The organism is Chitinophaga sp. W2I13 (assembly GCF_050434005.1).
GTDB lineage: Bacteria > Bacteroidota > Bacteroidia > Chitinophagales > Chitinophagaceae > Chitinophaga.
The window spans coordinates 7,503,272-7,524,671 of the sequence record NZ_JBNPWD010000001.1; the positions used below are offsets into that span (position 1 = coordinate 7,503,272).

The 21,400-nt window shown below is 47.4% G+C and carries 18 protein-coding genes; 7 read left to right on the top strand and 11 right to left on the bottom strand.

The window, feature by feature from the left end:
* Nucleotides 1-11: 11 nt before the first annotated feature.
* Together QFZ48_RS30495 and QFZ48_RS30500 are read left to right on the top strand one after the other, a co-directional pair.
* A complete protein-coding gene (locus QFZ48_RS30495) occupies nucleotides 12-2,543 on the top strand; it encodes a glycosyl hydrolase 115 family protein (protein WP_429065231.1) in 2,532 nt (843 codons plus the stop codon).
* Nucleotides 2,544-2,575: 32 nt separating this feature from the next.
* The gene (locus QFZ48_RS30500; RefSeq protein ID WP_429065233.1) at nucleotides 2,576-4,495 is read left to right on the top strand and encodes a sialate O-acetylesterase; all 1,920 of its coding nucleotides are present in this window, start codon (nucleotides 2,576-2,578) and stop codon (nucleotides 4,493-4,495) included.
* Nucleotides 4,496-4,516: 21 nt separating this feature from the next.
* On the opposite strand, the gene QFZ48_RS30505 is transcribed toward QFZ48_RS30500, so the two are convergent.
* From QFZ48_RS30505 to QFZ48_RS30515, 3 genes are read right to left on the bottom strand one after another with little or no spacing between them, the layout of a single operon-like run.
* On the bottom strand, nucleotides 4,517-5,539 hold the full coding sequence (locus QFZ48_RS30505; RefSeq protein ID WP_429065235.1) for an ABC transporter permease: 1,023 nt from the start codon (nucleotides 5,537-5,539) through the stop codon (nucleotides 4,517-4,519).
* The gene (locus tag QFZ48_RS30510) at nucleotides 5,481-6,500 is read right to left on the bottom strand and encodes an ABC transporter ATP-binding protein (RefSeq protein ID WP_429065237.1); all 1,020 of its coding nucleotides are present in this window, start codon (nucleotides 6,498-6,500) and stop codon (nucleotides 5,481-5,483) included. Before QFZ48_RS30510 ends, QFZ48_RS30505 begins: the two co-directional genes overlap by 59 nt.
* Nucleotides 6,501-6,506: 6 nt before the next feature.
* Nucleotides 6,507-7,364, bottom strand: coding sequence for an NEW3 domain-containing protein (locus tag QFZ48_RS30515; RefSeq protein WP_370912890.1), 858 nt, complete (start codon nucleotides 7,362-7,364; stop codon nucleotides 6,507-6,509).
* Between the two features lie 213 nt (nucleotides 7,365-7,577).
* On the opposite strand from QFZ48_RS30515, the gene QFZ48_RS30520 reads away from it, so the two are divergent.
* Nucleotides 7,578-8,234 (top strand): 4'-phosphopantetheinyl transferase family protein, encoded by a 657-nt coding sequence (locus QFZ48_RS30520; RefSeq protein ID WP_429065239.1) that lies wholly within the window; start codon nucleotides 7,578-7,580, stop codon nucleotides 8,232-8,234.
* A gap of 164 nt (nucleotides 8,235-8,398) precedes the next feature.
* The gene (locus QFZ48_RS30525; protein WP_429065240.1) at nucleotides 8,399-8,770 is read left to right on the top strand and encodes a response regulator; all 372 of its coding nucleotides are present in this window, start codon (nucleotides 8,399-8,401) and stop codon (nucleotides 8,768-8,770) included.
* Nucleotides 8,771-9,141: 371 nt separating this feature from the next.
* On the opposite strand, the gene QFZ48_RS30530 is transcribed toward QFZ48_RS30525, so the two are convergent.
* The 4 genes from QFZ48_RS30530 to QFZ48_RS30545 form a co-directional block, all read right to left on the bottom strand.
* Nucleotides 9,142-9,435: a hypothetical protein gene (locus tag QFZ48_RS30530; RefSeq protein ID WP_429065241.1), complete on the bottom strand. Its 294-nt coding sequence runs from the start codon at nucleotides 9,433-9,435 to the stop codon at nucleotides 9,142-9,144.
* A 402-nt stretch (nucleotides 9,436-9,837) separates the two neighbouring features.
* Entirely contained in the window at nucleotides 9,838-10,365 is a 528-nt protein-coding gene (locus QFZ48_RS30535; RefSeq protein WP_429065243.1) for a hypothetical protein, read from the bottom strand.
* 56 nt (nucleotides 10,366-10,421) lie between these two features.
* Nucleotides 10,422-10,973 carry a GNAT family N-acetyltransferase gene (locus tag QFZ48_RS30540; protein ID WP_429046964.1) on the bottom strand — a complete coding sequence of 184 codons (552 nt, stop codon included), beginning with the start codon at nucleotides 10,971-10,973 and terminating at the stop codon, nucleotides 10,422-10,424.
* A 5-nt stretch (nucleotides 10,974-10,978) separates the two neighbouring features.
* Nucleotides 10,979-11,500: an N-acetyltransferase family protein gene (locus QFZ48_RS30545; RefSeq protein WP_429065245.1), complete on the bottom strand. Its 522-nt coding sequence runs from the start codon at nucleotides 11,498-11,500 to the stop codon at nucleotides 10,979-10,981.
* A 66-nt stretch (nucleotides 11,501-11,566) separates the two neighbouring features.
* Between QFZ48_RS30545 and QFZ48_RS30550 the strand changes: the two genes are divergently transcribed.
* On the top strand, nucleotides 11,567-13,039 hold the full coding sequence (locus QFZ48_RS30550; RefSeq protein WP_429046962.1) for a PLP-dependent aminotransferase family protein: 1,473 nt from the start codon (nucleotides 11,567-11,569) through the stop codon (nucleotides 13,037-13,039).
* A gap of 5 nt (nucleotides 13,040-13,044) precedes the next feature.
* Here QFZ48_RS30550 and QFZ48_RS30555 read toward each other — a convergent pair whose 3' ends face one another.
* Nucleotides 13,045-14,472 (bottom strand): hypothetical protein, encoded by a 1,428-nt coding sequence (locus tag QFZ48_RS30555; protein WP_429065247.1) that lies wholly within the window; start codon nucleotides 14,470-14,472, stop codon nucleotides 13,045-13,047.
* Nucleotides 14,473-14,746: 274 nt separating this feature from the next.
* On the bottom strand, nucleotides 14,747-17,143 hold the full coding sequence (locus QFZ48_RS30560) for a TonB-dependent siderophore receptor (protein WP_429046960.1): 2,397 nt from the start codon (nucleotides 17,141-17,143) through the stop codon (nucleotides 14,747-14,749).
* A 278-nt stretch (nucleotides 17,144-17,421) separates the two neighbouring features.
* On the opposite strand from QFZ48_RS30560, the gene QFZ48_RS30565 reads away from it, so the two are divergent.
* Together QFZ48_RS30565 and QFZ48_RS30570 are read left to right on the top strand one after the other, a co-directional pair.
* Nucleotides 17,422-18,096, top strand: coding sequence for a response regulator transcription factor (locus QFZ48_RS30565; protein WP_429046959.1), 675 nt, complete (start codon nucleotides 17,422-17,424; stop codon nucleotides 18,094-18,096).
* Between the two features lie 35 nt (nucleotides 18,097-18,131).
* Nucleotides 18,132-19,424 (top strand): sensor histidine kinase, encoded by a 1,293-nt coding sequence (locus tag QFZ48_RS30570; RefSeq protein ID WP_429065249.1) that lies wholly within the window; start codon nucleotides 18,132-18,134, stop codon nucleotides 19,422-19,424.
* Here QFZ48_RS30570 and QFZ48_RS30575 read toward each other — a convergent pair.
* Nucleotides 19,416-20,342, bottom strand: a complete 927-nt coding sequence (locus QFZ48_RS30575) for a transporter (RefSeq protein WP_429065251.1) — start codon at nucleotides 20,340-20,342, stop codon at nucleotides 19,416-19,418. The two genes, QFZ48_RS30570 and QFZ48_RS30575, sit on opposite strands and share 9 nt — an antisense overlap.
* A gap of 13 nt (nucleotides 20,343-20,355) precedes the next feature.
* Nucleotides 20,356-21,396 (bottom strand): cytochrome-c peroxidase, encoded by a 1,041-nt coding sequence (locus QFZ48_RS30580; protein ID WP_429065253.1) that lies wholly within the window; start codon nucleotides 21,394-21,396, stop codon nucleotides 20,356-20,358.
* Between the last annotated feature and the right edge of the window lie 4 nt (nucleotides 21,397-21,400).

Here is a 21,400-nt window from a genome sequence, read left to right on the forward strand (position 1 = left end):
ACGCTTAGCCGATGAAACGGACAATATCTTTCTTAATAACAAGCCTGCTGGCTATTTGCTGTGATGCGCAATCGATCATTGTTGATAATGCATCGAAAGCAGCATTTGCCCTGACCCGCGCGGTGATTTGCGTGGACCCGAACGACGGCCAGCCGGTGTTGCAATCGGCCAGTTGCTTACAGCGGGATATTGAGATGGTCACCGGCATAAAGCTGCCGATATCAGCGACCATTCCCACCGGCCCCGCGATCATTATCGGCTCCAATGAAAGATCCGCGCTGGTACGTGCGCTTGCAGCAGCGGGGAACATCCATCCCATCTCCCTGAAAAACCAGTGGGAAGGGTACCTTATACAAAGTACTGCCAACCGTTTGATTATTGCGGGAAGCGACAACAGGGGAACCGCTTACGGCGTATTTGAAATATCCCGGCAATTGGGCGTATCGCCCTGGTACTGGTGGGCAGATGTGCCGGTAAAAAAAAGAACGCAGCTGTTCGTTAAGCAGCATATCACGATCAGCGATGCACCCAAAGTGAAGTACCGCGGCATCTTTATAAACGATGAAGCGCCCGCACTGGCTAACTGGAGCAAAGAAAAGTTTGGCGGCTTTAATCACCGCTTCTATGAAAAAGTATTTGAACTGATCCTCCGGCTGAAAGGCAATTATCTCTGGCCGGCCATGTGGGGCAATGCGTTTTATGATGATGACTCGTTAAACATCCGGATGGCGGAAAAGTATGGCATCGTGATGGGCACCTCCCACCATGAACCATTGATGAGGGCGCACGATGAATGGAGAAGATATGGAACAGGGCCATGGAATTACGACAGCAATGCCGCAAAACTGAAAGCCTTCTGGCGCACCGGCTTGCAGCGGGCTATCAATGAAAAAATAGTAACGGTGGGCATGCGCGGCGACGGCGACGAGCCCATGTCGAGAGAAACAGCGACGGCTTTGCTGGAACGGATTGTTGCTGATCAAAGAAAAATTATCAGCGATGTAACCGGCAAACCTGCCAGTGAAACACCGCAGCTCTGGGCCTTATACAAAGAAGTGCAGGACTACTACGACAAAGGAATGAACGTACCGGATGATGTAACGCTGCTGCTTTGCGACGACAACTGGGGCAACATCCGGAAACTACCCAAACCCGGAGAGAGAAGCCGCAAGGGCGGCTATGGCATCTATTATCATTTTGATTATGTAGGGGCGCCCAGGAATTACAAATGGCTTAACACCAATTCAATTACCAGGGTATGGGAGCAAATGCACCTTGCCTGGGAATTTAATGCCCGTCAGATCTGGATTGTAAATGTGGGAGATATCAAACCAATGGAATTCCCCATCTCCTTCTTCCTGGATTATGCCTGGAACCCGGAAAAGACCGGCCCCGGCGACCTTCAGCAATATACCGGACAATGGGCTGCAGCCCAGTTTGGAACACCCTATGCAAAAGATATCGCAGCTATCATAGCTGCCTATACAAAATTTAATGCCAGAAGGAAACCCGAGTTGCTGGATGCCAATACTTACCGGCTTAACTATGATGAGTGGAGAACGGTGGTAAAAGATTACAACGAACTGCTGAAAAAAGCCAGCGCCATAGATAGCTTGTTACCCGCTGCATATAAAGACGCCTACTTCCAGTTAGTGCTGCATCCGGTGAAGGCATGCGCCAATTTGAATGAGATGTATTACTATGCAGCGCTCAACAAAGAAGCTATTAAGAATAAACAGCTAACGGCCAATACCTATGCCGACCGGGTAAAAGCATGCTACCTGGAAGACTCGCTGATCACCGTTGCTTATCATCAATTAAACAACCGGAAATGGAACCATATGATGGACCAAACGCATATCGGTTATACCAACTGGCAGCAACCACCGGTACAAAAAATGCCCGCCGTGAAATATCTTCCGGCAGATTCAGCGGAGGAAAGAAAAGTACCGGGCATGCACAAGCTGATGCGTGCAAGCATTCCCGGCGGTGTTACCGGTAACGTTTTTTACCAGGAAGAAGAAAAAGGCGTTTCCATAGCAGCGGATCATTTTACCAGGGCCATTCATTCAAATGGTATTACGTGGACGATTTTGCCTGATCATGGAAGAACCGGTTCCGCTATCACGCCTTTTCCGGTTACCGCAAAAGAACAGCAACCTGTTGGCAATGCACCGCATGTGGAATATGATTTTTATACTTACAGCAAAGGGGAAGTTACCATCAACACCTATTGCTCTCCCACATTGAATTTTCACAGCAACAAAAATGGTTTGCAATATGCGGTATCCATTGATGACGAAGCGCCGCAAATCATCAGTATCAATAAGGAAGATGCCATTACTTACACCAGCATCTGGAATAAGTGGGTAGCTGACAATATCATCATCCAATCCAGCAAACATACGCTCTCCACCACCGGTAAACATACGCTGAAATACTGGATGGTCAACAGCGGTGTGGTGCTGCAGCAACTGGTGCTCGATTTCGGAGATCTGAAAGAAAGCTATCTTGGTCCGCCGGAAACAATTTTTAATAAATAACGATATCCCTTTCCCGTTTTAAAGTTCCTGATATGAAAAAGATAATCCTCCTCCAGTTATTCCTGCTCGCTGTATTCAGCGGGTTCGCACAGTTGAAATTGCCCCGGCTTATCCGCGACAGTATGATCCTGCAAAGAGATGAAAAAATAAAGTTGTGGGGATGGGCTGCTAATCATGGAAAAGTGCAGGTCCGTTTCAATGGCAGAACATACCAGGCGAAGGCAGATGCCAATGGTAACTGGGAAGTGCATTTGCCGCCTACTAAAGCCGGTGGGCCTTACAACATGGAGATTACTGCGGGTAACAAAATTACCCTGCATGATATCCTGTTTGGAGATGTATGGTTTTGCAGTGGCCAGTCGAACATGGCGCATCAGCTCAATGTTCATGACGTAATATATGCCCGCGAAATTGCGGAAGCGAACTCCCCCCAGATCAGGCAGTTCCTGGTACCGGGTGGCACCGGCTTGTCCGGCCCCATCCCCGACCTGCCCACCGGTTACTGGAAACCGGCCATAGGCGAAGATACCAGGCCATTCTCTGCAGTCGCCTATTTCTTCGCAAAAAAGATCTACGAAAAATACAAAGTACCTGTAGGCATCATTAATGCCAGCGTGGGTGGAACGCCGATTGAAGCATGGATGAGTGAAGAAGGCCTGAAAGAATTCCCTGCAGCCACAGCAACAATGAATAAAAATAAAGACACCGCTTATCTCAACAGCTTCAAACGGCCACCGGGAAATACGGTGAAACCGCCGGCAGACGCAGGACTGGCAGGAACCGATAAATGGTACGACGAGGCGTATATCCCGAAAGGATGGCGCAGGATTAATATTCCTGGCTACTGGGAAGACCAGGGCATTAAGGATTTAAATGGCGTGGTATGGTATCGCAGGGAAATAGAACTCCCTGCTGCGATGGCCGGCAAGCCTGCCAAAGTTTTCCTGGGACGGATTGTGGATGCGGATGAACTTTACATCAACGGCAAACAGGTGGGACGCACTACTTACCTGTACCCCCAACGCCGGTACCAGGTACCGGCCGGTGTATTGAAAGCAGGCAAAAACCTGTTCGCGGTGCGTGTTACCAATACCGCCGGCAAAGGAGGGTTTGTACCGGATAAGCCTTACTGCATTTTCTCCGGTACCGATACTGTTGATTTAAAAGGCGACTGGCAGTATAAAGTGGGCGCCGTTTTCAGGCCCTTACCACGTGAAAGCACTACCCCGAATATCAACCTGCAAAATCAACCCGCTGCATTGTATAACGCGATGGTGTTCCCGGAAATCAATTATACCATAAAAGGTTTTTGCTGGTACCAGGGCGAGACGAATGCCGGTGAGCCCAGGCAGTATGCAAAGCTGCTACCGGCGCTGATCAGCGACTGGAGAGCTAAATGGAACCAGGGGCCTCTCCCCTTTCTTTATGTGCAGCTCCCGGGATTTATGGACTACACTTACCTCCCAACAGAAAGCAGTTGGGCCATGATGAGGGAGTCACAAGCTAAGGCGTTGTCGGTTCCCAATACCGCGATGGCAGTGGCGATTGACCTGGGCGAGTGGAACGACGTTCATCCTGATAATAAAAAAGCCGTAGGTGAACGCCTGGCTCTTGGCGCTATGAAAGTGGCTTACAAAGAAAATATTACCTTCAGCGGTCCGCTTTACCAATCGGCTGTTACCAGGGAGAACAGCATCGTTATCAGCTTCACTGATAACGGCAGTGGGCTGATCACCAATGACGGCGAGGCGCCAGCCACCTTTGAGATTGCCGGCGCTGATAAGAAATTCGTTCCGGCCAATGCGAAAATAGAAGGGAATAAAGTGACAGTATGGAGCGACGAGATCAGTGCACCCAAATACGTCCGTTATGCATGGTCTGATAACCCGGTGAACCCTAATTTATATAACCGGGAGCTGTTGCCCGCATCACCCTTCAGAACGGACGAGTGACGCGGGGAATACAGCAGATGCTCAGGTACGTATTTCCCTTCGCATAAAAAGATAATAGGAAAGCGCGAAGCATACTACGGTGGCGGCAATCAAACCGCTTACCTGTGGCCATACCACCAGCAGGCTTTCCCGCACGGACAGCGGCGAAGGAATGGCCCCGGCCATCTGCTCCATGGTGAGTGGCCCCAGGCTGCGTACAGAAGGCATCAGCAGCGTGGTAGTAGCATCGGTATACAGCTGGCTTGGTATAAAGCGCAGGAAGGTTAAAATAATCCTGTTATAGGCCAGCAACTGGTCCTGGCTTAATACATCCGGGTCCGGCAGGAATGCTTTCACAATAATATTCAGCAACACCTGGTAGAAGACGGTAAAGAACAACCAGATAGCGATGGCCGTTAATGCGGAGGTAGCCGTTTGACGGAACTTTACCGACAACAGGATGGAAAGGTTAAGCCAGAACGATACATAGATCACACTTAACACCACAAAACACAGGATACGTACAAACTCCGAGGGCTCAATTCCTACGCCGGTAATAATGAGGCCCCCGCCGATCATCAGTAGGTTCAATGACAGGAAAAGTGTGCTGACAACTATCAATGACGCTACAAATTTTGCATTGATCACGGAGTCGCGGTATACCGGTTGCGCCATCAGGCGGATCAGGGTGCCGTTGGATTGCTCAGAGTTAATAGCATCAAAGCCCAGGCTAATACCCAGCAACGGCCCCAGGAAACCCACGAATACGTGGAAGGGAGGCAGCGTACCATCCGTGGTGGTGAGCAGCTTCAGGTATAAAAACAACCTGTCGGGGTCGCCGGCATTGGAAACTGCTTTGCTGATATTGGTCATGGACACATACATGGAGCCAAGGAAAGTAAGCAGTATCAGTCCGGCTAAAATGATAAACCGCCAGCTGTGTATCTGATCGGCCACTTCCTTGCGCACCATCACAAAAAACGGATTCGTTGCGCTGTTTTTCTTCTCAACGCTTTTTGAACCTGCCGAAAAAAGACCGTTGAAATAAGCCACCTGACTTTTCATTGGATGTATTTTCCTTTAAATTATTTTCAAAATATTGTTGATAGATTTCATCGAGGCCATAGCTTTTCTGTTGTACGCCGGTAACGTCAATCCCTTTGCCCACAAAGAAACGTACAATGTCGGGGGTAATATTCTCCTGGCCGAAGATCTCCACCAGGGTTCCATCGGCTGTTACTTTACTGACGGCGGGCATTTGCAGGAGTTCCTTCTCCAGTGCGCCTGCATCGTTGACGGGCGTTTTTATAGTTACCTGCACCATATAGGGTGCGGTGTTAAATAAGTTGGCTGCCAGCGTTTCAATATTACCTTCTGCCAGTAAGTGTCCGCCAACGAATATGCCTACACGGTTACACACCTGTTGCACCTGGTGCAGGTGGTGTGACGATAACAAAATGGTGAGGCCCTGGCGTTGGTTTAATTGCCTGATCAATTCCAGGAAATCCCTCACACCTGTGGGATCAATACCCAGCGTGGGTTCGTCGAGGATGATCACTTCCGGTTGTTTAATCAGTACTTCCGCCAGGCCGAGCCGCTGTTTCATACCGCGGGAAAAGGCGCCTGTTTTCTTGTGTATGGCTGCACCGAGACCTACCTCCTCCAGCATATTCCGGGCAACGCCTGTTACTTCTGTTTCAGGGATACCATTGAGCCGTCCTATGTAGGTGAGGTTTTCCAATGCGCTGAGTTCATTATAGAACCCAACACTGTCGGGCATATACCCTACTTTCCGTTTTACCGGGATCGGGTTCCTGGAGGCGTTTAATCCGCAGATGCGCGCTTCACCTGCGGAGGGTTCTGTGAGGCCGAGGAGCATTAATATAGTGGTGGACTTGCCCGCGCCATTAGGTCCGAGCAGTCCGAATATTTCGCCCTTCCCGATGGTGAGATGGAGGTTGTCCACGGCCTTCAGGGAGCCGTAGTATTTGGTCAGCCCATTTATTTCAATAATTGGTTGTTCCATAAGCTGCTATCTCCTGCCATATTTACGGATAAGGTAATAAACGGCGCCAAGTGCTGCCACTATCACCAATACACCCAGCCATCCTGTAAGTGCAGATGTTTTCACCATCATACGGAAAGCTGCACTGGCGTTGGCATTGGTATTTTTAACAGAGAAGTTGGTGACATAATCACCCGCGAGTGTTTTATCCGGTACGCTCAGTGTAGCGGTAACTTCCGCATCTTTTCCCGGTTCCAGGCGGGTAATGGTGGAGGGAACAAATGCCGCTTCCCATTGCGGGGGCGCCTGTGCGGAGAGGTCGAGGTTGTCGAGTGTAATAGTGCCCGTATTCTTCACCACCAGGTGAATTTCTTTCCGGTTTCCTTCGGTGACCTCATCGCTTAACCTGCCTGATGGCGTAGTGAGTGTAACGGCATAGCTTCCCTTTACTACCGCCTCGAGATCCAGCTTCGCGGTATCTGTTCCGGTAATGGCCAGCACGGGGATATTATACTTGCCGGGTTTTGTTTCAATGGCCGGATTAATTTCCAGGGTGATGTCCTGGGTCTTTTCTGAATCGATGTTCAGCGATGTTACCTGTACGCCTTCTACTTTGAAGGAGGAGTTCCACCCGGCGGGCAGGCTTGCAGAAAGTTGATAGACACGGGATGCGGCAGATCCGTTATGAAGCCGGGTGTTGTAGGTAAACGTGGTGTTGGTAGCAGCTTCAATGTTGATGAGTCTTGCCGTAAAAGGTGGTGATGAATGATTGTTTCCCTGGGCAATTCCCTGTTTAGCGAATAAAACGGATACAAGCAAAAAATAAAAAAGAGAATGCGGATTCAGCGTAATCCGCCGGCGATAGTGGTTGTTCCTTGCTGACATTGCTAACATAAGATTAATAAATAATAATTATATTCTGATGAAATAATAGCTATTTACTTCTCCATACAGCGGTGGAGAATAGTGATCCGATGTTTCCTAAACGGCGGCCAATTTAACAAGAAATATTAAATGCAATTGCAAAAAAAATGTGAAAATTGCGGAGTAGATTGCGGGTGCAGCACCTGCGAGCGTTTTTCTTAACCTGATAAAAAAATGCCGAAGACCCTTATCTCTGTTTATTACAGTTGTTATGATACACCCCTGCCCGCGGATACTTTCAACCGGCTGATGGCCGCTCTGCCGGAAGGTATGAGGGCAAGCATACACCGGTTCAAACGTTGGGAAGATGCCCATGCCGGTTTGCTGGGCAAGCATCTGCTGCAATATGCCCTTCCCGGTTATTCACTGGCTGATATCGCATACACGGTACACAGGCGGCCGTTCATTAAAGGGGCACCCGATTTCAACATTTCCCATGCAGGTAATATGGTGGTATGTGCGGTTGCCGGTAAAGGAGATGTGGGTATTGACATTGAAAAGCCCACGTTATTATCTGTTGAAGACTTTCACCAGCAGTTTACCCCGGAAGAATGGGATGCTATCCGTATCGATCCGGCATCACCGGAAATCTTTTACCGCTACTGGACCCGGAAGGAAGCGGTATTAAAAGCCGCCGGCACAGGTTTGAATGAAGCACTGCACCTGCTTAACGTTATGAATAATTCGGTTTTTTATCATCAGCACACCTGGCAGCTTAGCGCGGTACCCATCATGCCCGGCTACGTGTGCCATGTTGCCTCCGGCGAAACGGAGATAGCTATTAATACGCATGCGGTGAGCATGCAGGAACTGGTATCCATGTACCGGTAACGCCCGGTTTCCACCTCGGAGTGTAGAAAATTATCTTCATAAAATACCCAAAAACATAAAATTATCATCACCCTTAAATAATTGATAAACAATCAGTAACAAGTTTAATCCCCGATTTTGGTGCGATATTGGTTTAAGATACGGGCACATCAAATCGTATTGCTATGACCAGGAAGATCCTAATCACAGAAAGCGATGTTGATATAAAATTGCTTGTATCATCATTGCTCAAGAAGCATTACCAGATTTCTTTCTTGAATGATGCTAAATTATTATTGGAAGGGTCATTTGAGAAACCAGATCTGTTTATTTTGAACAGTCACTTACCGGACCATAGTATACTGGAAGTATGCAAGCACCTGAAATCACATGCTGACACGAGGGAGATACCGATACTGATCATTTCCGCATCAGAAGATATCGACTCCTTAATGGAAGAATGTCCGGGTGACGATTTTATCAGGAAGCCCTTCTCAGGGGGTGAGTTACTGGAAAAGGTACACAGTGCCATTAATACAAAGATTACGAGTAGATAACTGATGACCGGGTCGCCTTCGGCGGCCCGGAAATTGTCTTGGAACACTGATTACGCTGATTATAGTGATTAGCTTGATTTTTACTTTAGGAATGCCGGGGAAATACTGTGGAATAGGGAGAGACATGGAGGAGAGGTACTTTTAACATGTCGTTGAGGTGGATTTGATCAGGAGGTGTTCTTTTGATGAGATGCTTTCAATAAACCGGGGAGAAAGGAGGCTTAAATGACAGGTTTCTGTGAGTATTTGGAGGTATGTGATGTTTAAGCAGATGGGGAACCAGGCAATTTGATGTGCAGGCGCATGGGGGTTGGCGAAGAGCGGCCCTTCGTTGCGTAAAAAATTATTTTTGAGAAGAGAACAGCGTTGCTTCATTCCCGCTGCAGTTGAGACGCCGGGTGTTGGAGCCTGGAACTGATGCTGATGGATTCCGGCTGAAGAGACCATCGCTTTCTTACATCAGGGATGCTGTTAGCCTTCAGGCGCTTGGGTTTGGTGGCGGCAGGTGTCAATACTGCTATTATATCTGCAGCAAAAAAACGGCGGTTACCCGTTGCAATGGTTCCATTAAAACTTCTTACCTGCAAGATGATCAGCAGGGTTCCTTTTCCTGGTGTATTGGCTTCCAGTTCCAAACCGTTGAAAGGCTGGTATAAGTCGAGCATGACGGTGGTGCTGCTCCGGCCGGTAATCTGGCGCTCCGGGAAACAAATACGTACGGCCGTTACCGTAACTTCCAGGTGGGAAGCCTCACCCTGCGGCGGTAAACTTTGCGCTGGTATTTTTAACTGGCCTTATTTTGAAACAACTGGTGGATGAGGGAAGAATTGTTCCGTTCCGGTGTAGCGGTTTACCCGGAATCCTTCGAGGCCGCGGAGACTATCACTGCTTGTTTGTATCAAGGCTTTGTTTAGCCGGTTAACGAGCGACCCGTCGTGATGAATATGCAGCTGTGGAATGATGGCCCGCCGGATCAGTTTTCCTTTCCTGCTGGCGACGCCAAAGTTCCTGGAGGCCTTCCGGGTAGCGGCAGTTTGCCTTATGGATGCCGGAATAATGCTGAAAAATTAGTCATGTTTACCGTGCCCTTTCCCGTTGTTACCTTTTCCGTTATTGCCTCTCCCATTGTTGCCCTTTCCGTTGTTACCTTTCCCTTCTTTATATTTTCCATTCTTTGGATGTCCTTTTACCACATAATATTTTTCGTCGTTACTATAACGAATGATCTGCTGTTTGCCATAATTACCTTTATACCTTTTGTATTTATTGCGGTACACATCCGGATGAAGGTATGGCCTTGGTTCATTCACCACCACTTTATAACCCCTGTTTAAATCGTAATGATAACTGGCTGGCAGTGATGGAGCGAAGATCCATCTTCCGCCGTTCAGGTATATAAAGCGCCGTTCAGGCACGTAATAATAGGCATCCACATCGGGCAGATAATAGTATTCTGCATAATCGTATCCAACAGGACCCCAAAGCGGCTGATTACCAATATTCACATTTACATTTATCCCGACCTGTGCGGAACCGGTATTCCCATAAAACAAACCGGCTATAGCTAAACAAGTGACAATCAATATCTTTTTCATGATCTTGTTATTTATAACCTTATAGTTCCAAACGGAGTGCCAATTTGCAGAACCCGTTATCTGGCGGTAGTTTTCATTTGTCCCTGCCAGGCCTCCCTGCTGATTTCATACACAAAATTCAGCCTGGGCGCTTCTCCAAAATAAATCACTTCCTGTTCGGCAATCTTTTTTGCCCCAATACGGCCAATGGAAATTTGTGAACGGAGATTATTTACCCCGATATGGAAGTAAACCGATGAAACAAATTGGAAAATATATTCCAGCATGGTAGCTTTTACCAAATGGTTAACGCCCGTTCCCCAATATGATTTGGCATAAAACGTATAACCTATAAATATGCTGTTTGCCTGCTCATTATGTTCATAAAACCGCGTGCTTCCTATAATATTCCTGGTGGCTTTATCCACTATTTTAAAGGCCCCTTTGCTTTGCATGGCTCCTTCAAAGAATACTTCGAATACTTCTTTCCTCCAGCGGTCTTTATTGGGATGCTGCTCCCATATTTCCGGATCTGATGCCACGGCGTATAAAGCGTCGAAATCTTCCTGCTGCAACGGCAGGATCTTTACTTTTTCGTTTTCTAACGTAGGTTGTATATTAAAATTCATCTGTCTTATTTTAAAATTTTCTTCATCATGATATCTGTTTGTTCATCATCACCCAGTTTGAAAATATGCTTATCAAACGCCACAAAACCATTTTTCGTGTAAAAGCTGATGGCTCTCTGGTTTTCTTCCCAAACACCTAACCAAACGTAGTGGGCATTTACCTGCGCTGCAATTTGCATCGCTTGTTCATAAAGCATTTGCCCCACTTTTTTGCCATGATATTCCTGTATCACATAGATCCGTTCAATTTCCAGTGCTTTGTCGTCCTGCAACTCGGTTTGCGATTGCCCGATATTCAGTTTCAGATACCCGATTACCTTATCATCCAATACTGCAAAATAAAATGACGAGCCTTCATTAGTCAATTCGGCGGTGAGCTTTTCTGTCGTAAAACCCTCTTCCAGATATTTAGTCATATTTTCTTCGGTATTTCCGGCCGAAAATGTTTCGTAAAAGGTTTGCCGGCCGATTTGTTGCAATTGCGCCATATCGTTCTGCGTTACTTTTCTGATAATGATATTCTCCATATGTACTATTTTCCGGATCAAAATTACCCATAAATTGGATTACATTTGTAGTCCAATTAGAATAAAATGGGTAGTCCAATTTTAGCACAGTTTTTTGATGGCCTGCGTTTCGACCCTTCTTCCGGCAGGGCCGTTTATCTTCAGTTTGCGGATGCCCTTTTATTGCTGATAAAAAACGGGAAACTTCGTTCAGGGCAAAAGCTGCCGGGTTCAAGGGATGTTGCCGCCCTGCTGCATATCAACAGGATTACCGTATCCAAGGCTTATGAAGAACTGCAGATGCAGGGTTGGCTGGAAAGCTATGTAGGACGTGGTACGTTTGTGTCGTCGCATATCCCGGAACCGGCGCCCCACATCCTGCGGCATGGCGGTACAGCGGCAGTTCAAAAAAAGGCAGGATTCTCTGTTACGCCAAAACCTTATGCAGAAATTTCACTGGTGAGTGCGGAGCTTCATTTAGACGACGGGTTTCCTGACCCGGCATTAGCGCCGATAAAAGAACTGTACCGGGCCTACCGGAACCAACTGACAAGAAGCGGTCTTTATCACAAATTCGGCAGCTACAGTCACCCGGACGGCTCCTATTTTTACAGGGATGCCTTATCCCGTTACCTGAATGAAACCAGGGGATTAAAGACGACGGCCAAAAATGTTCTATCGGTAAGAGGTACGTTAATGGGCGTAAACCTGGTATGTAACGCGCTGATTGAAGAAGGCGATGTTATTGTTTCCGGCGTACCGGGTTGGAATAGAGCGGAACTTAACTTTGTTCACGCCGGCGCGAAACATATTACCGTACCGGTGGATGAAAACGGCCTGGTGGTAGACGAACTTAAAAAGATCTGCAAGAGAAGAAAGGTCAGAATGGTGTATGTAACCCCGCATCATCATTATCCCACCACGGTATCGCTGCGGCTGGACCGGCGACTGGAGCTGTTGCGGCTGGCCAATGAATATGGTTTCATCATTTTTGAAGATGATTATGATTTTGACTTTCACTATAAACACCGCCCGTTATTGCCGCTTGCGAGCGCCGATGAAAACGGGATGGTTATTTACTGCGGGTCTTTCAGCAAAAGCTTTTCGCCTGCTTTCCGTATGGGGTACCTGGTGGCTGCAGAAAACGTTATTGAACACCTGGCCAAGGTCCGTATCCTGCTGGACCGGCAGGGCGACCACATTTTAGACAATGCCATGGCCAGCCTGTTAAATGACGGCACGTTGCAGCGATACCTTAGAAAGGCCTTGCCGGTATATGAAAAGAGGCGCAACCTTTTCTGCGACCTGTTACACCGTGAATTGGGCGATGCGGTAAGCTTCACCATTCCCGAGGGCGGCATGACCGTGTGGACGGAATTTGACCCATCGATCGACCTGGAAAAATTAGCAAAAAGAGCCCTTGGCAAGGAGTTATTCCTTTCGGATGGTAAAGCCCATCAATACCGTAACTATCATGTCAATGCCGTGCGGCTTGGCTTTGCCTCTTCTTCAAACGAGGAATTGACGAAGAGTGTGGCCATATTGAAAGAGTTGATCTAAGGCAATTACAGGTTATGAATAAAGGCAATCATCAAAGCGGCCGTAACGCGTGTAGCCGGCACCGTGCCAATGGTACCTGTTAACAGGTTGGACTCCTTCGGATCATCGAAGTTAATGGGTTGCTGGTAACTGCCGGTGTGGCCGTAGCCCAACAGGATGCCTGTGCGGAGATTATACTGGCTCCTTTTGATGTTTACCCCCAGCTGGCAGTAATAGTTATTCCACGTAGACGTATTAGGCGAAAAACCATCGGTATTCTCCCTGCTGGCATAGTTGAAATCGGTTCTGAGGGAGCAATAGCCTGTTAATTGTGGTTTCAGCTGGTAACTAACGCCAACGGATACATTAAAAATAGCTTTTCTTCCCTCGCGCATTTCCAGCAATGCAATGGCGGATGAATTACTATTCCCGGTGTCGGGCCTTTGAAAAATTTCAGGCCGCGGGGTGAGGATATTATAGTCTTTTATTTTCAGGAAGTATTCCGCCGCCATATACACCTGTCCTTTGCGATAGTCGTATGCATAACCAAACGCTGCACTGGCGGGCGTTTTATAGTTTATTTTCAGGTTAGTCTGCCGCGTATTCGCCAACAGGTTGATGGGGTCTTCGTCCAGGAAACGGACATTGGCAATAGCCATGTTACTCAGTAAAGTTCCCCGTCCACGTATATGAATAAGGGGCGATGACAACAAAAACCCGAAATGATGTTTCGTTACTTCATAGCTTAAACCGGCCTTTAGTTTTAAGCCGATGTGATGATAATCCACCTGGTACGCGCCCTCGTTACTGGCCAGTGGCAGGGTGCTGGAGGTATTGCTGCCAATCAGTGCCCGGGCGGAAACGGTTTCACTGTAGTGCTGGGAACGGGATTGTCCTTCTGCCATAAAACCGATTGCCCAGCGGTTAGACAATTTAAACCCTGTGCTGATAAGGGCAGATGTTTCCCGGGTAAGGTTCTGAAAATTGTACTGGCCAAGATAATATTCCAGTCCGGGGCTCCCGCCGCCGTCTACAACATTGAGTTTGGTATCCTGTTGCTGGGATACATTATAATTCAGCACCGCAGTATGTGTGAGTGCATAGCCGATATAAACGGGTTTCCTGCGGCCTACCGAAACAATACCGGATAACATCTGGGGCACGCTGGATGTGATACGTGAATGCAGGCTTTTCCCGGTACCGGCGCCATATTTTATTTTGATGGACTCTACCTGGTACACAGTGCCTGAAATAGAAGCGGTTTTCTTTTTAGTGAGCGCCTGCAATGCGGGATTATAAAAAAGAACGCCGCTATCCTTGTTGTTGGCAATAACAGCACCGGGCGTAAAAAAGCCACCAGGGCCATAGTTTCCAGACCAATAATTGGCGTCCTGGGCAAACAATAACTGGCTTATGCATAGAAAAAGGATGCAAGTGATAATTGCTCTGTTCATCATGCTGTACTTGAGGAGTGAATAAAACGGTTCCCTACTGAACAACTAAGCCGCGAAATTGTTTGCGCGGATTTTGTCTTTCTCGCTGATTACGCTGATTATACTGATTAGTTTGATTTTACTTTTGGATTTTTTTGGATTTTTAGATTAATAATTAAGGGAGATAAAAGCGAGTATCCGCCTCTATCTCCCTTAATCCTTTATAAATCCAAAAAACAAAATCAAACTAATCAGTATAATCAGCGTAATCAGCGAGAAAGACAAAATTCGCGCGTTAGAATTTGTAGGACACCGTGCCCGTAAACTGGGTAGGCGGTATTGGATTGATGCTGTAGTTTTCGTGTACGTAGTAGCTGTAGGTGTTGGTAACGTTAGAAACTTTACCCATTACTGCAAAGCGTTTGAAAGCGTATCCGGCGCTCAGGTCGAGGGTAGAGAAGCCGGGAACAGAAATCAGGCGGTTATATTTTTGTGTTTGATTGACGGTGTTGTTCCAGCCTGCATAGCGCTGACCGAGGTAGTAATATCCAACGCCCACTTTCAGACCTTTCAGTTTTGTTTCCTGTAAGGTATAGAATGCGCTGGCATTGGCGGTATGATTGGGGTTACCTACCAGGCGTTCGCCTTCTATGGAGCTGCCGTTAAGTCCTGTTGTTTTTTCGATGGTCATGTTGTTATAGCTGTAGCCTGCTATCAGATCCAGACCGGCTACAGGATGTCCTGCGATATCCAGTTCCACGCCCTGGCTGAGGGTTTCACCGATCAGTGTTTTAATGTTGGTGTTGCTATTCACGGTGGTGCCATCGCTTAAGAACGCCGCCATTTGTGCGTAATTGTTATTACGGATGCGGTATGCAGTAACGTTAACGGACAAACGTCCTTTCAGGATATCATTTTTCACACCCAGTTCATATTGTTCGATGGTGGATGGCTTCAGGTTTGCGCCATAGATATCCTGGCCGCTGTTGGGTGTAAATGAAGTGGAGTAGCTGGCGAATACCGCGGTAGAAGCGATTGGCTTATACACCAGGCCGAAGCGGGGTGAAAATGCGTGATCGTATTTAGATTTACCGGCCGTTTTGCCACCTTTAAAGTTATAGGTAACAGGGGCTTCTGTTTGCAGGTAAGAGAACCGCACGCCTGCCAGTACTTTAATTTTTTCAGAGATGCTGATCAGGTCCTGTACGTAAGCGCCTAACCTGTTTACCGGTGCATTGAGAACGGTTTTCAGCGTGTCCGCCGGCATATCGGTGCGGTATGGGAACTTATTGGGTTCGTATACATTGATGATATCGTAGATACCGGTAGTTTTGTTGATAGATGGTACGGTGTATCCATAGGTGCCTGTGAGGTACCTGTCGGCGTCCACGCCGGCGAGGACGGTATGTTCTATGGCGCCGGTTCTTACGTTACCGGTTAAATCCACCTGTGCGGCGTAGTAATCTTCATTGGTACCATTTCTTCCCAGCGGGCGTGCCCAGGTGCTGTCGCCTTTTGCCTGGATCCTTTCGATGGAGTAATAGTCCCGGTAATATTTAGAGTAAGCGATATTGCCTGTTATTGCCCAGTTATCGTTCAGTTTATGTTTGATGTTGGCAGATGCGGTGGTTTGTTGTGTATGTGCATATTGCCATGGAGCGCCGTAAAAAGTATTGCGGGGCACTTTGATCAACGCGGTATCGCCGATAGAACCCGTACCGAAATCGGGGGTAAAGTCGTGTTTCAGGTAATCTGCCTGCACTACTAATTCCGTGCGGTCGCTCAATTTGAACAACAGGGAAGGATTTACATAATAGCGTTTAGAGTGTACCTGGTCGCGGTAGCTGTCGGCTGTTTCGAAGGTACCGTTTACGCGGTAGGCTATCTTTGACGACAGGGGACCGTATACATCGAAGGCGGGTTTCAGTAATCCGTAGCTGCCGGCACGGAGATTTACTTCACCACCGAAATTGAATTTGGGTTGTTTGGTGACCATGTTCATTACAGCACCGGGAGAAACGTTGCCATACAGGATGGCGGCGCTGCCTTTCAGCACTTCTACCCTTTCGAGGGAGCTCATTTCTGGCATAGCGCCGGAGTTAACGCGGGCGCCGTTCTTGAAGGTATTGGTGCTGGAAAATCCGTATCCGCGGGCGTTGAATGTTTCCTGGGTACCGGCTCTCATGGAGGCCATGTATACGCCGTTGATGTTTTTCACCACGTCGCTGAGGCGTTGTGCCTGCTGGTTTTCCAGTACTTCATGACCGATGATAGCTACGCTTTGTGGCAGGTCCATTACCGGTACCGGCAATTTTCCGATGCTTACCGGTCTTTTATTAATGGTTCTTGTTTTAGTGCCGTCTACCACTACTTCGTTCAACTGGCTGGCGGTTGCTTCCAGTGCGATATTTACTGCGGTCACTTCATCTGCGCCAATGGTTACCGATTGATTCAGTGTTTTAGCGCCGGTGTAAGAGATGATCAGGGTGTAATTACCGGGCTTTACATTCTTCAATGTAAAGAGACCTGCTTCGTCGGTCAGGGTGCCCTTTTTAGTATCTTTTAATCCAATTGTTACAAATGCTGCAGGCTGCCCGTCGGCGGAGCTGATTTTTCCTTTAATGACACCTGTTTGTGCCAGTACAGTAAGGTTGATAAAAATGAGGCCGAGAATAAAGTATAAATGTTTCAACGAGATTAATTTTGTGCAAAGAAAAATCAATCCTGTCGATTAGCTCAGACGGATCGGGAAAAGTTCGATGATCCTTGTACACCGTGATTAACCCCTCTAAACGCGGTGATACCGCCGTTATCCATCTCCCTAAAAGATAAACAAAGTACCAAACAATACACAAGTAACTGTTATACAACATATTAAGAAAGACGCCCAGGATGACTATATGGCGCTAGTCCCATACCGCCAACGGGTAAATTCAGAATTAATTCAGAATTGAAGTTTAATTTAGTGCCATGAAATTACTGATTATAGAAGACGAGATACAGCTGGCACAAAGCATTATCTCTTATTTATCAGGTGAAAATTACGTATGTGAATATGCAGGTACCTATCAGCAGGCATTGGCAAAAATAGAGATGTTTGACTATGAATGTATCCTGCTGGACTTGATGTTACCCGGCGGCGATGGTATCAGGCTGCTGGAAGAAATAAAAAAGCGGGAGAAAGACGAGGGCATTATCATCATTTCTGCGAAGGACTCCTATGAAGATAAAATACAGGGATTAAAAACCGGGGCAGATGATTACCTGGCCAAACCGTTTCATTTGCCGGAGCTATCGGCCAGGATTTTTTCCATCATCAGGAGAAGAAAATTCAATAACAATAATATTATCCGGCAAAATGAACTTACCATTAACCTGCTGGCTAAAACAGTGCTCATTAATAATGTGCCGGTGATCCTCACAAAAAAAGAGTTTGACCTCCTACTCTATTTTATCAGCAATAAAAATAAGGTCATCTCTAAAAATGCGCTGGCAGAGCATCTTTCAGGCGATATTGCCGGTATGCTTGACGACCACAATTTCATTTACGCCCACATCAAAAATCTGAAAAAGAAACTAACGGAGGCCGGGTGCGGTCATTATCTTAAAACTATTTATGGCACCGGTTACAGGTGGGAAGTATAGTTTATCTTAGCAGCCTTAAAGCATCCTGCAAGGCTATGAATAAGTTGCTTAATAAATCGATGAGGGCATTTGTGCTCTATGCCGGGATGGTGCTGGCATGCAGTATTCCTGCCTACTACGCCATTATAGATTTCATCTGGGAACATGAACTAAAAGAACATAACCGCATTGTAAGCGCCACCACGCGGCAAAACCTGCAGGCGCTTTCCCTTACTGATAAAGAACTCGCTGAAAGTGTGGCCCTCTGGAATAAATTGCAGCCGGAAACACAGTTACAACCTGTTGCCGCATTACGGCCGGATTCCACGTATAACATCTACCGTAAAAATAAATATATACCCGCAAAGGGCTGGGACAGGTTCCAGGGATTGGTGACCTACTTCACCATTCATGGTAAAGTATTCCGGCTTACGCAGGAATCCAATATGGAGGAATCCTATGAAACCATTATTGCTATTGGGGGTGTAACGTTTATTTTCTTCCTCATCCTGCTGGGCGGTCTTATTTTTATTAACCGGAAAATATCTGAAAAGCTGTGGCGGCCTTTTTACAACAGCTTACAAAAGATCCAGTCGTTTGACCTTCATCAACAACATGCTATTCAATTTGAAAAAAACGGGATTGAAGAATTTGAAACACTGAACCATCACCTGGAGAAATTAATTGCCGGCAATATTGCGGTGTATAAACAACAAAAGGAGTTTACGCAAAATGCATCGCATGAGTTGCAAACGCCTTTATCCATTGTGAAGTTCAAACTGGACCTGCTGCACCAAAGCAAACCTGTTACAAACGAGCAATCGGCCCTCATCGATGAAGCGCATCAATCGTTGTCGAAGGTAACACGCATCAATAAAAACCTGTTACTGCTGGCGAAAATAGAGAACAGCCAGTTTTCCGGGAAAGCCACCATCCACTTATCTATGCTGCTGGAAAATCATCTTTCATTGCTGGAAGATTTCGTGGACGACAAGCAGTTGCAGTTGGTCACGCATATTGCACCGGACGTTATAATATCCGGTAATAAAGTGCTGGTGGAAATACTGCTCACCAACCTGATCATGAATGCGGTGCGGCACAGTAACTTCAAAGATACTGTGATCATTACCCTGAAAGAGGGCCTGCTCGAGATATCCAATACCGGCGCCATGCCGTTGGAGGAGAAAATGCTTTTCCGGCGGTTTGGCACTTCCTCCCCCAATACCACCGGCACGGGTTTAGGGCTGGCAATTGTGCGCCAGATCTGCCACCTGCATGGCTGGCAGGAAAGCTACCGTTTTGAAAATGGCCTGCACCTGTTCACCATTGCGTGGGCATCATCAAAATAAATAAGTAACATGCACCATTACGCGGTTGCCTGCTTTAATCCGGGTATCAGCCAGTTGCTGTGAAATAACGGGTTGGAAATTTCCACCTATGGAAACAACGCCCATGGTGGCTTCCAGGCCCAATGTGGCCAGCAGTGAATGTCCGCCCGAAATATCCACGGCATACTTTTTTCCTTCCGTATCTTTTTCGGCGGTTTCATACAGTATCCCTGCATTGGGCGCCAGCGTAACTTTCTCCGCTGCCCTTATTTTATAATAGGTCAATATGTTTGCAGTGAATTTATTCCCATACTGGTAATCGTATTTATTATAGCTATTGATTTTGTAACTCACGTTGGTATTTACCCCGAAGTCCATTAACCGCACATCGTACATGGCATTTAAAGTAAAGTCGGTGCTGGCGGTGCCCAGCTGGAAGTTATTGGGTGTATCTTCATTTTCCTTATGTTCGGTTGGCTCATATTTCCCCGTAGGTACTTTAATGCCCCCTCCTATCCATAACGACTGCACCAGCAATTTGCCGCCACCGGTAGTATGCTGTTTATCCAGCAACTGGTAATAGCCCACCACCGCTATATCGCCAATGCCGGATTTATGCATAGTGACGCCCTGGTTTTCGCGGCTGTTGAAGTTGACCGGTATAAACCCCAGCACCCGGAAACGTTTGCCGATATTCCATCCGCCCCAGAGTTCCGCGGTCTGGTAAGTTTCGTTGGTAGTAAGATAGGAAGTGCTGCCACCGGGGCCCAGGTGGGAACGCAGTGTTTTGTACTGGTAGCGGAGACCGATAAACTTCTTTTTAAAATCCGGCAGCAGGCCTATGTAGTAGCTTCCTACCCCGCAGCCGCAGATATCACAGGCCCTTGCTTCGTAGCAACCGGTAGTGATCATCATCAGCAGCAATAGTATTTTTTTCATCTGTCGTATCATTTTATTGCGATTCTTCTGAGAACCGTTTGTCTTTAACAAAATTCCGGTCGTTCAGCGTGTTGAGGAATACCAGCAGTGATTGCTGTTCTGCTGCGCTGAGTGAAATACCGGGTTTCGCGTTTATTTTCAGCAGCGGATCGAGCGTTGGGCCGTCCTCCACTTCTGCTGCATAATGATTTAACACGCCCTGGAGTGTATAAAAGCGGCCATCGTGCATATAAGGAGCGGTGTACGCGAGGTTACGCAGACTGGGCACTTTAAACTTATACCTGTCCGCCGGGTTCAGTGTGATCGGGTACCGGCCTTCATCGTTGTTGGGCCCTGTGCCGATGCCATTGTTCCGGAAGGAATGATCCGTAAACAGCGGTTCCTGGTGGCAGCTGTTACATTTTTGCTGAAACACGGCGTAGCCCTGCTGTTCTGCCGGTGTAAACGTGGCCTGCTTACGGGCTACACTATCGTATTTCGATTGATCGCTGACCACCATTACCATGAATTGCGACAGTGCTTTCATCATCCGCGCGGTAGTTATTTCTTCTGTGCCGAATACTTTTTTAAACAGTGCCGGGTAGGGCGTTGTTTGACGTAGTTTATCCAGCACGTTGCCCATTGTTTCATCCATTTCCACGAAGTTGGTGATGGGTGCTACCGGTTGCAGGTCGAGGTCGAAAACGCCGCCGTCCCACATGAAGGTGGTATTCCATGCCAGGTTCATGATGGGTGGTGAATTGCGGCTGCCGAGCCGGTCGTCGATACCATGACTTACATCATGCCCGTGATGGGTGAAGGCGGCGGTTTGTATGTGGCAGGTTCCGCATGAAATGGTATTGTTGCGGGAAAGCCTCGGCTCATAGAACAGTTTGCGGCCCAGTTCAAATCCTTCTTTGGTAATGGGATTACTGACCAGCTTATACACCGGCGCGGGGAATCCCGCGGGCTGCTGAAAGCCGGTAAATGTATTGGCGGGATCTTTTAATTCATCATTTTTACCGCATGCAGATAAAAGGAGTACCAGCAGGGTACGCCAACTAAGTTTAGCCATGACC